The organism is Aliiroseovarius sp. ABM4_368, assembly GCF_056161205.1.
The window spans coordinates 100,237-114,825 of sequence record NZ_JBSWYR010000002.1; the positions used below are offsets into that span (position 1 = coordinate 100,237).

At 56.7% G+C, this 14,589-nt stretch carries 15 protein-coding genes; 7 read left to right on the top strand and 8 right to left on the bottom strand.

Translation table 11 applies throughout. The features are described from left to right. The first annotated feature begins 6 nt into the window (after window positions 1-6). Together ACXAH3_RS06505 and ACXAH3_RS06510 are read left to right on the top strand one after the other, a co-directional pair. A complete protein-coding gene (locus ACXAH3_RS06505) occupies window positions 7-1,278 on the top strand; it encodes an aspartate aminotransferase family protein (RefSeq protein ID WP_474861267.1) in 1,272 nt (423 codons plus the stop codon). Beyond that, window positions 1,275-2,219, top strand: a complete 945-nt coding sequence (locus tag ACXAH3_RS06510; protein ID WP_474861268.1) for a phosphotransferase enzyme family protein — start codon at window positions 1,275-1,277, stop codon at window positions 2,217-2,219. The genes ACXAH3_RS06505 and ACXAH3_RS06510 overlap by 4 nt, the downstream gene beginning before the upstream one ends. A gap of 34 nt (window positions 2,220-2,253) precedes the next feature. On the opposite strand, the gene ACXAH3_RS06515 is transcribed toward ACXAH3_RS06510, so the two are convergent. From ACXAH3_RS06515 to ACXAH3_RS06545, 7 genes are all read right to left on the bottom strand, one after another. Continuing rightward, on the bottom strand, window positions 2,254-2,613 hold the full coding sequence (locus ACXAH3_RS06515) for a hypothetical protein (RefSeq protein WP_474861269.1): 360 nt from the start codon (window positions 2,611-2,613) through the stop codon (window positions 2,254-2,256). Between the two features lie 2 nt (window positions 2,614-2,615). Further along, window positions 2,616-2,918: a hypothetical protein gene (locus tag ACXAH3_RS06520; RefSeq protein WP_474861270.1), complete on the bottom strand. Its 303-nt coding sequence runs from the start codon at window positions 2,916-2,918 to the stop codon at window positions 2,616-2,618. Window positions 2,919-2,923: 5 nt separating this feature from the next. Next, window positions 2,924-4,216, bottom strand: coding sequence for a nicotinate phosphoribosyltransferase (gene pncB, locus ACXAH3_RS06525; RefSeq protein WP_474861271.1), 1,293 nt, complete (start codon window positions 4,214-4,216; stop codon window positions 2,924-2,926). A 1-nt stretch (window position 4,217) separates the two neighbouring features. Continuing rightward, the gene (pncA, locus tag ACXAH3_RS06530; protein ID WP_474861272.1) at window positions 4,218-4,826 is read right to left on the bottom strand and encodes a bifunctional nicotinamidase/pyrazinamidase; all 609 of its coding nucleotides are present in this window, start codon (window positions 4,824-4,826) and stop codon (window positions 4,218-4,220) included. Window positions 4,827-4,965: 139 nt separating this feature from the next. After that, window positions 4,966-6,066: a polysaccharide biosynthesis/export family protein gene (locus ACXAH3_RS06535; protein ID WP_474861273.1), complete on the bottom strand. Its 1,101-nt coding sequence runs from the start codon at window positions 6,064-6,066 to the stop codon at window positions 4,966-4,968. A 157-nt stretch (window positions 6,067-6,223) separates the two neighbouring features. Beyond that, window positions 6,224-6,877, bottom strand: coding sequence for an ABC transporter ATP-binding protein (locus tag ACXAH3_RS06540; RefSeq protein ID WP_474861274.1), 654 nt, complete (start codon window positions 6,875-6,877; stop codon window positions 6,224-6,226). A gap of 9 nt (window positions 6,878-6,886) precedes the next feature. After that, window positions 6,887-8,167, bottom strand: coding sequence for a KpsE/RkpR family capsule polysaccharide export protein (locus tag ACXAH3_RS06545; RefSeq protein ID WP_474861275.1), 1,281 nt, complete (start codon window positions 8,165-8,167; stop codon window positions 6,887-6,889). A 91-nt stretch (window positions 8,168-8,258) separates the two neighbouring features. Between ACXAH3_RS06545 and ACXAH3_RS06550 the strand changes: the two genes are divergently transcribed. The 5 genes from ACXAH3_RS06550 to ACXAH3_RS06570 all read left to right on the top strand — a co-directional run bounded on the left by ACXAH3_RS06550 (window position 8,259) and on the right by ACXAH3_RS06570 (window position 13,806). Beyond that, the gene (locus ACXAH3_RS06550; protein WP_474861276.1) at window positions 8,259-9,050 is read left to right on the top strand and encodes an ABC transporter permease; all 792 of its coding nucleotides are present in this window, start codon (window positions 8,259-8,261) and stop codon (window positions 9,048-9,050) included. 120 nt (window positions 9,051-9,170) lie between these two features. After that, window positions 9,171-10,271 (top strand): hypothetical protein, encoded by a 1,101-nt coding sequence (locus tag ACXAH3_RS06555; RefSeq protein WP_474861277.1) that lies wholly within the window; start codon window positions 9,171-9,173, stop codon window positions 10,269-10,271. A 9-nt stretch (window positions 10,272-10,280) separates the two neighbouring features. After that, complete coding sequence (locus tag ACXAH3_RS06560; RefSeq protein WP_474861278.1) at window positions 10,281-11,210, top strand: hypothetical protein; 930 nt, start codon at window positions 10,281-10,283, stop codon at window positions 11,208-11,210. A gap of 66 nt (window positions 11,211-11,276) precedes the next feature. After that, on the top strand, window positions 11,277-13,106 hold the full coding sequence (locus ACXAH3_RS06565) for a DUF4422 domain-containing protein (RefSeq protein ID WP_474861279.1): 1,830 nt from the start codon (window positions 11,277-11,279) through the stop codon (window positions 13,104-13,106). A gap of 4 nt (window positions 13,107-13,110) precedes the next feature. After that, entirely contained in the window at window positions 13,111-13,806 is a 696-nt protein-coding gene (locus tag ACXAH3_RS06570) for a sulfotransferase (RefSeq protein WP_474861280.1), read from the top strand. A gap of 1 nt (window position 13,807) precedes the next feature. Here ACXAH3_RS06570 and ACXAH3_RS06575 read toward each other — a convergent pair whose 3' ends face one another. Then, window positions 13,808-14,551, bottom strand: a complete 744-nt coding sequence (locus tag ACXAH3_RS06575) for a phosphoadenylyl-sulfate reductase (RefSeq protein WP_474861281.1) — start codon at window positions 14,549-14,551, stop codon at window positions 13,808-13,810. Between the last annotated feature and the right edge of the window lie 38 nt (window positions 14,552-14,589).

Below are 14,589 nucleotides of genomic sequence, written 5' to 3' on the forward strand. Positions count from 1 at the left end.
ACCCACATGAAAACTGATCTTCTGGACCGCCGTACGCGGCTTCTTGGCCCGAACTTGACCACCTTCTATCACGATCCTGTGCATGTGGTCCGGGGCGAAGGTACGTGGCTATGGGACGCGGACGGAAACCGCTATCTGGATTGCTATAACAACGTCCCGCATGTCGGCCACGCGCATCCGAAAGTGGTCGAGGCGATCACCAAACAAGCCGCCACGCTGAACACGCATACCCGTTATTTGCATGAAGGCATTCTGGACTACGCCGAGCGGCTGACCGGCACGATGGATCACGGGTTGGACACGATGATCATGGTCTGCACGGGCTCCGAGGCCAACGACATCGCTCTGCGCATGGGCCGCGCAATGACAGGCAAGACTGGCATCATTTGCACCGACAACACCTATCACGGTAACACGGATCTGGTCAGCCATCTGTCGGCCAAGCGTATGCCAATTGGTGGGCCGGTGGATTGGGTAAAGAAGGTGCCCTCGCCCGATACATTATCCCCGCTTGGTGGCAGTGCTGAAGCGCAAGCCCAAGCCTTTGCCGACGAAATTCAGCGCGCTATCAATGCGCTAGAGGACGAAGGCCACGGCTTCGGCACATTGATACTCGATCCGTTCTTCGCCAACGAGGGCTTCCCGGATCTGCCAAAGGGGTTCCTTGACCCGACCGTGGAAGTGGTGCGCCGAGCTGGCGGGATCATTATCGCGGACGAGGTGCAGCCGGGCTTTGGCCGCACCGGGCGCAACTTCTGGGGACATGATCGGATCGGGCTGGCTCCGGACATTGTGACGATGGGCAAGCCGATGGGGAACGGGCATCCGGTGGCAGCTGTAGTGACCCGCCCTGAAATCATGGCCGAGTTCCGCACGCGATTTGGATACTTCAACACATTCGGCGGCAACCCGGTATCGGCGGCCGCAGCGATGGCTGTTTTGCAGGTTCTGGAAGACGAAAAGCTAGTCGAGAACGCACGCGACACAGGCGACTATGCTCTTAAGCTGCTCAAGGAGCTGAAGCACCCAATGATCGCTGACACGCGGGGCGCTGGGATGTTCATGGGGATCGAATTCACGCGAGACGGCGACCCGGAAGGGGCGGCTGGGTTCTGCAAGGATCTGGTCGAAGAGATGCGGAACCGCGGCGTGTTGTTGCATCTTGTTGGGCGGTACTACCACGGGATCAAGATCCGTCCGCCGATGTGCTTTGACCGATCTCAGGCCGAGCTTCTGGCCGAGACTCTGGACGCCGCACTGAAAGCAGTGCCTGCATGAACTCCTTTTTGAAACAAGCGCTAAAGGCATGGGATGCGCAGCATGTTCGGATGATCAAGGACCGCGAGAACGCGGTGCATGAAGTGCGGGTGGCGGGGAAACCTGCCGCGCTGCGGTTGCACCGTCCCGGGTATCAATCCGAAGCTGCCATTCGGTCGGAACTGGACTGGATGGGCGCATTGGCCGAGGCGGGTATGCGGGTGCCCTCGCCCATCCCGACGAAGGGCGACGCCTTTGTATTCTCGAATGGGTCCGATCAATGCGCGACAATGGTGTCGTGGGTCGAGGGTGCACCGATTGGGGAGAGTGGGGTGCCGCTGGAAGGTACGGCGGAAGCGCAGGCAGAGCTGTATCGAAAGGTCGGAGCAGAGCTGGCAAAACTGCACAACCTGACCAACGAAATCACCCTGCCTGACGACTTCACCCGGCACAGGTGGGACATCCCGGGGCTGCTAGGGGATGACCCGTTTTGGGGACGGTTTTGGGAGTGCCCAGCGTTGAGCGAGGACGACCGAAACATGGTGCTGCGGGCGCGGGCTGTAGCACATGATCTGGCGACGGTTTACCTTGAAAACGGAGCGGATTTCGGGCTGATCCACGCAGACGCCCTGCGTGAAAATGTTTTTGTTCACAATGACGCCCTGACCCTGATCGACTTCGATGATGCGGGGTTTGGGTTTCGGCTTTACGACCTTGCGGTGATGATGACCCAAAACGCCGACGAACCCGCATATGAGGCGATCAAGGCGGCGGCGCTGGCGGGATATCGAGACCACCGCGCGCTGAGCCAAGAGGCGGAAGACCTACTGCCCATGTTCCTAATGATGCGTCGCTTTGCGTCGATGGGCTGGGCGGTTCCGCGGTACGACCCGACCGGCCCCGAGGTCGCCAGCTACACCCAAAAAGCCGTCACCGCCGCCCGGAATTTTCTTGGGGGATAAGGGGCGGAGTGTACCTGTTAGCACTCGCAATGTGTCAGGTATTGGTCGGATGCAACTTCAGCTCTTTTGCTTCTAGACCAACCAATATGTCCAACGAGATTTCACCTTGATACTCGAACATAAACTGTCCGCTCCGGATCGAAAGAATAGCTAAACCTGGCTCCAATATTTGAGAGACCGTGCCCATAATCAGCGTATTCTTCCCTTGAATGGAGAGGCCGCTTTCGCCTGAGCACGGCTTCAGTGTTTCACCGGCAATGAAAACTTCGGCGGTGTCTAGCTCACAGTATATCCAATCCGACTGCGGCGGTTCGGCCTGAAACTCCGCTAAAAAATTGCCGACGGGTGATTCATAGGCTTCAGGACGCTGCAGTTTTCTTACCTTTATCTGCACAACTAGTTTTCGTCCTCGTATCCGGCTAAACTTTGTAGAAAGTTGAACGCTATCTCTGGTTGCTTGCAACTAAACGTCGCCAAGCTGTTTTCCCAGTCTTCCCCTTTGATCAAGAAGGCTTTAAATGATCCCGCAGCTACGTTGGTGCCATCTCCATAGAACCCTAAATCTACGACAAGGGAGCCCTTCGAAAACTGCGCTAAGTCCTCGGACAGGTAGTCCTCATCTAATACTTCAAGAGCTTTGGCGACAGTCCAGCCGTGCTTTCGGAACACGGCGTTTATTTCATCGGGAGCAAACGCCATAGAGCCTAAACCACAACCTCCATCCCGACCTGCTCGCCAACCCCAAACACCCGCTTATAGCGTGCGATCTCGTCCTCTGGCCCCATCGCCTTGTTGGGGTTGTCCGACAGCTTCACCGTCGCCCTCCCATTCGCTTTCACGGCCTTGCAGACCAGCGAAAATGGGGCGAGGGCATTATCCGGGACGAGGTCTCGGAAATCATTCGTAAGCAGGGTGCCCCAGCCGAAGCTGGTACGTACGCGGCCTGCGAATTGCTGGTGCAGTTCAATGATCTTGTCGGTGTCCAGACCGTCCGAGAAGATGACCATCTTCTGGGTGGGATCCTCGCCACGGGATTTCCACCAGTTGATGGCGGTTTCGGCGCCTGTGGCGGGGTCTCCGCTGTCGATGCGGATGCCGGTCCAGCCCGCGAGCCAATCGGGCGCGTTGTCCAAAAAGCCCTTGGTGCCATAGGTGTCGGGCAGGATGATGCGCAGGTTGCCGTCGTGTTCTTCGTGCCAGTCGGCGAGCACGTCATAGGGGGCTTGGGCAAGCTCGGCGTCGTTTTCGGCCAGGGCTGCGTAGACCATGGGAAGTTCGTGGGCGTTGGTGCCGATGGCTTCGATGTCGCGTTTCATGGCGATCAGGCAGTTCGAGGTGCCGACGAAGCTGCCCGGCAGCCCCTCCATCGCGGCTTGCACGCACCAGTCCTGCCAGAGGTAGGAGTGGCGGCGTCTTGTGCCGAAATCGGCAAGGCGCAGGCCGTCGAGGGTGCGGAGTTTCGAGATCTTCTCCCACGCGCGGGTCATGGCGCGGGCGTAGAGGACTTGCAGTTCGAACCGGCCCATGCCGCGCAGGACGGCGCGGGAGCGGAGTTCCATGAGGACGGAAAGCGCGGGGATTTCCCAGAGCATGACCTCGGGCCAGGAGCCTTCGAAGGTAAGCTCGTATTGGTCGCCGACGCGTTCGAGGTGATAGGCGGGGAGGCGCATGTTCTCGAACCACTCCATGAAGTCGGGGCGGAACATCTGGCGTTTGCCATAGAAGGTGTTGCCGCGCAGCCATGTGCTTTCGCCGCGAGACAGGGTGAGCGAGCGAATGTGATCGAGTTGTTCGCGCAGTTCGCCTTCGTCGATGAGGTCGGCAAGGGGAACGTATTTCGAACGGTTGATCAGGCTGAAGGTGACTTGGGCGTCGGGCTTGTTGCGAAAGACCGACTGGCACATCAGCAGTTTGTAGAAATCGGTGTCGATCAGCGAGCGGACAATCGGGTCGATCTTGAAGCTGTGATTATAGACGCGGGTGGCAATGTCGACCATGTTAAGCCTCCAGTTTCACGCCAGCGGCGCGCATGTTGTCACGGGCGGTGGCGAGGGATCCATCAAGGTCGATGGCGCGGCAGGCGGGTTCAAGGACGGTGACGTTGAAGCCCAGTTTCGCGCCGTCGATTGCCGAGTAGGCAACACAGAAGTCAGTGGCGAGGCCGACCAGGGTCAGCTTGGTGACACCACGGGTGCGCAGGTAACCTTCAAGCCCGGTTGGGGTGGTCTGGTCGTTCTCAAAAAATGCGGAATAGCTGTCTATCTGCGGGCTGAAACCTTTACGGATCACCATGTCGGCAGGATCGGTCAGAAGGTCTTTGTGGAAGGCCGCGCCTTCGGTGCCTTGCACGCAGTGGTCTGGCCAAAGGACTTGGGTGCCGTAAGGCATCTCGGTCACCTCAAACGGGGCTTTGCCATCATGCGAAGTGGCGAACGAGCTGTGCCCCCCCGGGTGCCAGTCTTGCGTAAAGACCTTCACGCCGTAGTCGGGCAACATTGCGTTGATCAGGGGCACGATTTGGTCGCCGTCCGCTACGGCAAGTGCGCCGCCGGGGCAGAAATCGTTTTGCACGTCGATCACGATCAGGGCTTCATCTGCGGTACGCATGGGCGGTCCTCCTTGAAAGTTTATGGGTAAGGACCGGGCGCGGAAGGGTCAAGGGAATGGAGCGTGATGTCACGGGATGAGCGCCACAAAAAAAGGGCGCGCTGGAAGCACGCCCTTTCGCCGTCAAAGGACGGGTGTCTTAAAGTTTGTTCACATCCACTGCGATGCCGGTCATCTGACGCAACAGGCCAAGCAAGGTGCTTGCCGCAGCGACCGAGCTTTCGGTGACAAGTACGGTGTCCTTGCTGCGGACTTTAAACTTGCCCGCGCTAAACAACCCATCAGCGGTGGTCAGATCGATCACAAAGACACTACGGGCATTGTTCGGCCCTCGGTCGTCTTGACGCACGGCGGACTGTGGATATTCACGTAGGATCAGAATCCCCTTCGGGTTCGCGCGGTTGTCGGTCAGGCCGCCCATCAGTGACATCGCGTCCAAAGCCGAAATCTCGGATTTCGAGAAGGATATCAGCGCCTCTTTCGAGGCAGCACCAAGCGAGCGGAAATAGCGGCGGTCATCTTCAAGCGCGAGCTTGTCGCCGGGCTTGAGATAGGCGTCATAGGACGCATTCGACATTACCTGATCCAGCGGGCGCAGATAAGTGCGGTTGCCGCGGATCAACTTGACGTTGGGGCTATTAAGGTTGCGATCAGGACCACCAGCTGCGGCAACTGCGTTCAAAACAGTAAAGGCGGGATCGTCCAGCGTGATCGGACCGGGGTTGGTTACGCCCGACACAACCGAAATTGTCCCACGTGTGCCTTGGGTTACGTCCAACTGGACCTGGGCCGAGGGGATGACCTCGACATACTTCCGTTGGATGCGGGCGCGGGCGGCCGAATGAGGCATCCCGGCGATATGTACAGTGCCGACGAATGGCAGGAAGATGGTGCCGCCAGCAGAGACTTGCATGTTTTGCATCTGAACGGTGTTTTGGTTCGGGGCCGACAGAAGAGACGATTCTTCGCTATCCCAAACGGTCACGTTCACCCGGTCAAACGGTCTGATTGGCTTGTCGGCCGCCGCCGCGCCGCGCGAGGGCCAGGAATAGTTCCCGTCCGTATTCGGCGCTGGCCAGCGAGATATCGCCGGCAAGGTGGTCTTGGTCACGTTGTAGACGGCCAAATCGGTTCGGTTTTCAGCATTCCCACCCACAATTTCGGATTGAATTGCCGCACCGCGTGGTGCGCCACAGCTGGCCAAAATAAGAGCCGAAACCGTAATTAAAACAAAACGCATACGCGCAACCCCCAAGTTTCATTGTGGTTCAAGGCAGCAAACCAATTGGCCGCACATTAGTAACGAAGTGGTAATTTCTCAAGCGCCGAGAGGCAGATTTCGATGTTATTTCCGAACTGTGCACAATTTGCAGTAGTCCCATCACAATCAAGGCCGGTCAGGCGGTCATCTCGCGGTGCAGTGCAATCGCTTCTTCAACATCATCAAAGTAAGTCAAACGCCCTTCGTCCAGAATGCACGCTGCGTTGCAGACGCGCTTAATCACACGCAGGTTGTGCGTGACCAGAAGCGCGCCGCTTGTCTCCATCCGGTCCTGAAACACGCGCATGCTTTTCTTACGAAACGACGCATCACCTACGGATGTAACCTCGTCGACCAAATAGACGTCGAACTTGATCCCCATGGACAGACCGAACGCAAGGCGTGAGCGCATCCCCGAGGAATAGGTGCGTACAGGCAAATAAAACTGCTGCCCCAGCTCGGCGAAATCCTCGACATATTCACGCAGTTCTTCGGTATCAACGCCATAGATGCGCGCCAAGAACTTGGTGTTCTGCGCGCCCGTCAGGTCCTTGTGGAAACTGCCTGCAAAGCCGACCGGCCAACTGACCGTGCCATCAATGTCGATGGTGCCGCTGTCCTGCCGCATCGTTCCGGCCACCATGCGCAGAAGGCTGGACTTCCCAGCCCCGTTGCGCCCCAAAAGGCCGATCACTTTGCCTGGCTCGAAATCAACCGTGATGTTGTCCGCCACCACCTTGGTCTGGCCTTGCAGCCTATAGGCTTTGCGCAGGTTTCGGATCCGGATCATGCCACGGCCTTATCGTCTGTCGCGGATCGAGTAATACACCATCGTCGCCACCACCCAGATGCCGATAAGGAAGGCCGACAAGGTGGCCAGAATTATCAGCCGTTTGGGATATTCCGGGGTCTCGGCCAATGTCGGTTCGATATAGGCCGCCAGATAACGCGATTTGCGCGCCGCTTCAGCAGTCGCCACATCCAATGCCGCAAGGGCTGACAGATAGGCTTGTTCGGCAAATTGCTTATCTACGGACAAACGCTCATAATCGCCGATCAGGTTCGCATAAGCACCATTCACAGTGCCGTCAGTAGAACTGAAACGCGCGCGTTCGTCTTCCAGACGTTGTTTGATCACGTCAACGCGGCGGCGCGCTTGGACCAAACGGGGATCGCCTTCGCGTGCCGTCTGCATCAGGATGTCCAGATCAATTTGCGCGCCAGCAAGCTGGTTTTGAAGCGAGTTCAAAAGCCCCATACGCCCAACGATATCAGCATCGGGGTCAATGATCTGAGTTTCAAGGCGGAACTTCTGAATGGCCGCACGCGCCGTGCTGAGGCGCTCAACCGCCTGCTCAAGTTCGCTGCGTGCATAGCTAGTCGAATCTTCGCGCGCGACGGCGGTCAATTTGTTGATCATGACGGTGCTTTCGTCATAGATCGCATCGGCCACTGCCTTGGCGTCTTCCGGAGTAAATGCGGTAACACGCACCTCGATCAGACCCGAGCCGCTATCATAGAACACTTTAACAACACGGGCCCAGAATTTCTGAAGGCCTTCGATGGTGACATCGGGATCAATACCGAAAATAGGGTCGGACGGCATGTGATACATCGAACGCAGGTCCAGCTTGTCATCTACAAGCCGCACGATGCGTTGGCTTTGAATGAACTCGAACAGCACATCGGTATCGGTGCCGCTGGACGACCCCGCCAATTCAGTGATCCCGCCCAGCATTTCAACCGGAGACGCGCTGTTTTCAGCCCGAACCGAGAACCCAAGATAGGACGCATACTGATCGTGGGCGATAACGTAGAGATAGACCGTCGCCAGCAGGATCGGCGTCAATACGCCGAGAACAAAGAAGTTGCGGATCAAATTGTGCCGCCTACGCGCACGCGCTGGTTTAGCGTGCGGTCGCAAGGGCGGAAGCTCTTTTTCCGCCTGCTCTTTGTTCGTAGGCTCGTCCTCGCCCCAACCGTCATCATCAAGCTCGTCCTGCTCGGCTGCAGTGGTCTGCGATTCCTTGTCAGTCTTGGCATCGTCCTTGGGCTTAGGCGCGTCGGGAGATTGGGTCATAGGCTATCCACGGCAAAACATTTTGCAAATCATATGCATTGGCGGCAGTTATCGGATACCTGTTAAGACGAATCAACTCGATATTACCCGTATGACCGCAACACGCACCGCAGATCCTACCCGTTTCAAGATGGGGCGCACCGTCGTCGCCCTGATGCTGCGCGAGATGTCGTCAACCTATGGACGGTCAAGCGGCGGCTATATCTGGGCTTTGATTGAGCCGATCAGCGGCATCGCTTTTCTGACCGTCGTTTTCTCGTTCGCGCTGCGTTCGCCGTCGATCGGGGACAGTTTTGCGCTTTATTACGCAACCGGCATGCTGCCCTTGGGTCTGTTTCGGGCAATAAGCGGAAAGACTGCGAGCGCCGTCAGATACTCGAAACCTCTGCTTGGGTATCCCAGGGTGACTTTCGTCGACACAATCTTGGCCCGCGTCATTCTAAACAGCCTCACACAAATGCTAATCAGCGCAATGCTGATCGGCGGGATGGTGATGATCAGCCCATCCTTCGTGTTTCTGAACATCCCTGAGATGGCGCTGTCTTTCCTGATGGCAATATCGCTGGGAATTGGGATCGGAACGCTGAATTGCTTCTTGTTCTGGCGCTTTGACTGGTGGGAGCAATTGTGGAAGGTGATAATGCGTCCCCTGTTTATCATTTCGGGCGTTCTCTATAATTTCGACGATCTGCCCCTTTTCGCGCAGGAGATCCTTTGGTGGAATCCGATTGTGCATGTGATCGGACAGATGCGGATGGGGGTCTATGCCACCTATGAACCCACCTATATCTCGTATATCTTTGTCTTCGCAGTTGCGCTGTCGACCCTGTGCGCAGGGCTGTCTCTTCTCAGCCGTTATCACGACGACATTTTGTACAAGTAGGCAAGTCAACCGCTACGGATCTTCTTGATCTAAACACGGTTAAATGCAATTCCTCGCTCGCTGCCCGCAGGCGAATGAAATCTAAGGGCGGAAAACCATTTATATGGGAGCAGACAGGATATGATTTTCGGAACGCGCAAGACATCCGGTCGCACGCTGCTGATACATATCGGAGACCACAAGACGGGCTCGACCACCATTCAGAATGCCTTCGCGACAAGCTGCGTGCAGATCGAAGGTGAGATCCCATGCTATCCTAACAAACTGAACCACAATTTCCTGCCCTCGGCCCTTCGGGATCGATACGAAGGGCACGGTGTTAAGAAAGACGCCCACAGCCGCGCCGTCCTGAACAAACTGGGCCACCGCCTGAAAGGTGCGTCGACAAAACACAGCCTGATATCAGGCGAGATGCTGGAACGCACGCCCCCAGCATTGGTGAAGCGCTTCTTGGACGACTATATCGGGCGGACATTCGACGAGGTGCGCGTCATTGCCTATGTCCGCCCCCATGCCGAGCGGCTTCTGTCGGGCTATGCTGAGGTAACGAAAATCGGTGGCAACCAACGCAGCTTGCAGGCATTTTGTGACGGAATGGCCAAATCTGGCCGCCTATTTTACGCAAAGCGCTTTCAAGCGTGGCGGGATGCATTCGGTGACAATTTCATCCTACGCCCGATGATCCGCAGCGCACTGATAAACGGGGACTTGCTGGAAGATTTCATTATCCAAGGGTTTGGAACCGATAGCTTTACCATTACGCCCTTTGACGACGATAATAAATCGCTGGATCTTCAAGATCTAATGCTTCTGAAAGCGCTGCAATCTCGTATTGCGAACCAGCCAAAAACAACGCGCCACACGTTCGGTCGCGAGGTGGCTCGTCATCTTGGACTGCAATCCGAAAAAGCTGATGGCGAGAAACTGAGGATGCATATCGAGCTTGCGCAGGAAATTGCCGAAACCTACGCCGAAGATGCCCGCGCAGTGGATCAATTGTTTTTTGGTGATGAGCCCTTGTTGGAAACGGCGCTTCAATCAGCCATCGACAGGGCCAGTCCTACGCTGATGTCGACCGAGCCTAAGGACCACTTCAGCGCCCATGATCTGCGGCACATTCACGCGCTGGGCGATCTGTTCAACATGATGATCAGCGCAACCGATACGGATTGGTCAAAACTGTTCCGAGCGGCACGTATCGACGCGCTTCACAAAGGTTAGGGGGTTGATTTGAAAGAGCTTTGGCTTCACATCGGTTCGCATAAAACCGGCACATCGTCCCTGCAACAGGCGTTGCGCTTTGCCCAAAGGAACAGTTTACTTGGCGATCTGACATATGCTTATTGCCCCAAAAGCACCAGCATCAATCGCCTGATCAAAGTCAGTGGAGCAGGCAATAAACTTGACACTGTGATTGATTTTCGGGGCTTGAAGGCAGCACTCGACGGAGACGGCAGCTTTATTGCGTCCTCCGAGATGTTCTTCTGGATCCACAACCCGCGACAGGTGCGAAAACTTGCCCGCGTCCTTAAGCGGCGGTTCGACAAGGTCCATATCATAGCTTATCTGCGACGACAGGACTCGTTGGCGATATCGCATCGCAAGCAGGCAATCATGCGCAATGCCGCCGAGGGGTTTTATGGTCTGCAAGTATCAGCCCTGCCGACCTATCAACCGCATTTCGATCACTATTTCCACTATGATAAGAAATTGAAAATCTGGGCGGATGCGTTCGGGAAAGACAGCTTGCACGTCCGCAAGTTCGAAAAATCAGCGCTGTACAACGAAGACACAGTGGACGATTTCTTTCATCTTCTGGGACTTGCGACCCCCGACTGGGGTGATCACGCCAACCCGCCCATGTCGCGCAAGCAACTATTGGTCGGGCTTCACCTGCGCTCCAAAGCCGTAGAGCGACCCAAAGTTTCCGCATTGCTTAAACAGATCGAAGACACCGACAAGCTGTCTCCGTCGCGCGCGCAGGCCGAGGCGTTCCTGAGCCACTTTCAAGACAGCAACCAACGCCTAGCGAGGATGCTGGATGACATTGACGCCCCGCTCTTCTTCGACACGGATATGTCCCGCTATCCTGACACTGGAAACGACATTGTTTCTGAGGATGAAATCAAGCAGTGGATTGCGGACGTCCAGGCGCGCTGACCCGCTGAATTCTTGTAACTCCACCGCCGTCGCACTATACATCGCGCGACGCAGGAAAGGTGCATTATGAAAGTCTCGATTTACTCTGCTTACCACAAACTTTCGCCGCGGGTTTCGTCCAAAAGCATCAAGCCCATCCATGTCGGCGCGACTTTCGCCAACGCCCCTCTGCCCGGCATGATGGCGGATCACACTGGCGACAATATCTCGGACAAAAACGGGTCTTTCTGCGAACTGACGGCACTTTACTGGGCGTGGAAAAACGATCGGGACAGCGATTTCGTCGGGTTGATGCATTACCGCCGCCTGCTGGACGTCGCGGACGAAATTTCGGACGGCCCGGCCGAGGCCTATGTCGGCGCAGTGGACATCGACGGCTGGGTTGAGCGCGCCGAAGCATGGATGGATGCTGAGCTGGACAATTGGGACATCGTCCTGCCGCGCCTGCACGAAATGGGCATGAGCGTCGAAGCCAACTATTTGCGTGGCCACCACAAAGAAGATTTCGACAAAATGCGCGAGGTGGTTGCCAAAGATCATCCCGAATATCTGGACGCCTTCAATACTGCCGCCAAGTCGATGGACATACGTCTCGGCAACATCGCCCTGATGCGCCGCGAGGTCTTTGACCGCTATTGCACATGGCTGTTTGATATCCTGCTGAAAGTGGACGCCGCGCCGATTAACCGGGTGAATTACAGCGCTTATCAGGCCCGCTATATCGGGTTCCTGGCAGAACGTCTGATGACAGCCTTCATCATCCACGAACAGAAAACAAACCCGTCGACTCGAATCCGCGAGACCGCCATTGTGAACCTGTCCAAAGCTGTGGTCACGCCCTACCTGACCGCCGAAGACAAGCCAGCTGACGACGTTGTGAACCTTGCGATTGCCGCGGACCGGAACTACCTGCCGCACGCCTCGGCGATGATGTCGTCGCTGCTGACACATGCAGATCCCAAACGCCCCATCGCGCTTTACTTCCTGCATTCGGGTATCGAAGACAAAGATATCGAGGTTTTTGACAGCTGGCTGCACTCGCAACGCAAGAACATCCAGCTGCACGCCATCGACACCGGCAACTATTTCGACGACAGCTATCGTTCGTCCAGCCGCGCGCCGTCGAACGCGACCTACAATCGGTTCTTGCTGTTCAACCTGCTGCCGGGGCTGGATCGTCTGCTTTATCTGGACGTAGACATCATTCTGAAAACGGATGTGTGCAAGTTATATGACACCGATATCGGAGACGCCAAGATAGGCGGTGTGCCGGATTGGATCATGACCCGCACGCTGACCGGCCCCATTCCAACGATCGACCCAGATGTGCCGGACCTGTCGGCCTATCACCGCGAGCGGCTGGGAATGTCTGACGAGCAAATTGCGCGATACTTCAACGCGGGCGTTTTGCTGTTCAATTTCAAAGCCATGGGTGACCTGAACGAGCTGGGTCGCCACCTGCTGCACGAGGCACAAAACGGGCGGTATCTGTTCCGCGATCAGGACATTCTGAACAAGGCGTTCAAAGAAGACCTGTACGAATTGGACGGGCGCTGGAACGTCTTCAACTCGGTCAATGCGGCCTATTCGAAGGTGCCCAAACCCAACCATGACAAGGCGATGGCGGCGCGGCGTGATCCGTGGATCATCCACTATGCGGACCGCACCTATAAGCCGTGGCACGGGGTGGCAGTGCCGCAGTCGGGCCTTTATTGGGAAGCACTGATCAAAACGCCTTACTACGGCGAGGTTATGGCCACGTTACAAGATGGTGGTCAACGCAAGTCACTTTATACATCTCGGATCGTTCAGGCTGGGAAGGCCATGGGGCAAAAATACCCCGCGCTGAACCGCCCGCTTTTGATCACCTACAACACCATTCGCAAGATCCGGTAGGGGCATGAAAGCGGTTCTGAAATCTCTTGGCAGCAAGCTGCAACGCACGCCGTCCGTGACACAGATAGACGGGCCAGTACACATCATCGCGTCGCCTTACAAGACGGGGTCGACCTCGATCGGGAAGTCACTGATAGCTTTGGGTGTTGGCCATCGCGAGATGCAGCACGATGGCCCGCTTTTGCGCAAAATCAAACCCGCCGCACAACGCTATCGCAAGATGCTGAAAGGCGCTCAAGACTTCCACGCGTTTGAGGCTGCGGAAAAAGAGAACGTGCTGGAGAAATTCAAGCCGCTGGTGGCCGCTGCCGCGCGCTATGACATCTTTCACGACGCTCCCATGGGGCACACCCACCTACATCCGTTCATCCGCAAAATCATCGCGCCCGAGGCCCGGTTCATCTGGGTTAACCGAGATCAAGAGGGATGGCTGGAAAGCGTGCGCAAATGGGAAGTGTCACATCCAGATATCTATCGGCACCACGCGATTTGGGAAACCGACCCAGAGGCCCGAAAGGCCAACCGTCTGGCATTCTGGAAGCACCACCATGACGCGTTTCTGTCGCTGGCAGATGCCTTCCCGGACCATTGCCTTGAGCTGCAGTGGAGCGATCTGAAAAGCTATTCGGCACTGGCGAATTTCTATGGCGTGGACGAACCCGAAGACGCGTTTCCGCACACGAATGCAGCGAAAAACTAAGCTAGTTTCCGCCGCCTCGCACCATCTTGCCATCGACAAAGTGAATTCCGCATTCGGTCTTTTCGCTGTCCGCCCAGCGCCCTGCGCGGGCATCCTCGCCGGGTTTGACGGCACGGGTGCAGGGCAAGCAGCCGACAGACAGATAGCCACGTTCCTTCAAGGGGTGCTCGGGCAGCGCGTGCGTCTTGAAATAGGCAGCCACGTCGTCGCCCGTCCAGTCCAGCAGCGGGTTTACCTTTAGCCAGCGACCCTGTGTCTCGAACAGCTCAAGCTCGGATCGGGTGGCGGCTTGCCCGCGTTTGCGCCCGGTGATCCAGCAATCCAGCCCCTTCAGCGCGGCCAGCATCGGCAGCGTCTTGCGCACGTGGCAGCAAAGATCCGGGTTGGTCTGGTGCAACAACCCCTCGGGGTCATCCGCATTCACGCTGGCGGGACGAGGATGGACGGTTTGGATGTTGCATAGCCCAAGCCGGGCCACCAGATCTTCGCGATACTGCAGCGTTTCTGGAAAGTGCATACCGGTTTCCAGAAAGATCACAGGCACATAGGGATCAATCTGCGCGACCATGTGCAACAGAACAGCGGCCTCGGTCCCGAAGGATGACACAAGGCCGATCCGCCCGGGAAAGAGCGTCTTGATCGCGTGTTTCAGGACATCTTCGGCAGGAAGCTGGTCATAACTTTCCGTCAGACCCTGTGCCTTTTCACGCAGTTCAATGCGTGCATTTGTTTCCAGAGCGTGCATGTATCTGCCTTTGGTGTCTGGAGGACAAGAAAACTGGG

Bases quoted from the DNA above. Each gene is read 5' to 3' on its own strand.
- ACXAH3_RS06540 (WP_474861274.1), bottom strand. From the start codon at position 6,877: ATGATCCGGATCCGAAACCTGCGCAAAGCCTATAGGCTGCAAGGCCAG.
- ACXAH3_RS06550 (WP_474861276.1), top strand. From the start codon at position 8,259: ATGACCGCAACACGCACCGCAGATCCTACCCGTTTCAAGATGGGGCGC.
- ACXAH3_RS06545 (WP_474861275.1), bottom strand. From the start codon at position 8,167: ATGACCCAATCTCCCGACGCGCCTAAGCCCAAGGACGATGCCAAGACT.
- pncA (WP_474861272.1), bottom strand. From the start codon at position 4,826: ATGCGTACCGCAGATGAAGCCCTGATCGTGATCGACGTGCAAAACGAT.
- ACXAH3_RS06520 (WP_474861270.1), bottom strand. From the start codon at position 2,918: ATGGCGTTTGCTCCCGATGAAATAAACGCCGTGTTCCGAAAGCACGGC.
- ACXAH3_RS06505 (WP_474861267.1), top strand. From the start codon at position 7: ATGAAAACTGATCTTCTGGACCGCCGTACGCGGCTTCTTGGCCCGAAC.
- ACXAH3_RS06555 (WP_474861277.1), top strand. From the start codon at position 9,171: ATGATTTTCGGAACGCGCAAGACATCCGGTCGCACGCTGCTGATACAT.
- ACXAH3_RS06575 (WP_474861281.1), bottom strand. From the start codon at position 14,551: ATGCACGCTCTGGAAACAAATGCACGCATTGAACTGCGTGAAAAGGCA.
- ACXAH3_RS06565 (WP_474861279.1), top strand. From the start codon at position 11,277: ATGAAAGTCTCGATTTACTCTGCTTACCACAAACTTTCGCCGCGGGTT.
- pncB (WP_474861271.1), bottom strand. From the start codon at position 4,216: ATGGTCGACATTGCCACCCGCGTCTATAATCACAGCTTCAAGATCGAC.
- ACXAH3_RS06535 (WP_474861273.1), bottom strand. From the start codon at position 6,066: ATGCGTTTTGTTTTAATTACGGTTTCGGCTCTTATTTTGGCCAGCTGT.
- ACXAH3_RS06570 (WP_474861280.1), top strand. From the start codon at position 13,111: ATGAAAGCGGTTCTGAAATCTCTTGGCAGCAAGCTGCAACGCACGCCG.
- ACXAH3_RS06510 (WP_474861268.1), top strand. From the start codon at position 1,275: ATGAACTCCTTTTTGAAACAAGCGCTAAAGGCATGGGATGCGCAGCAT.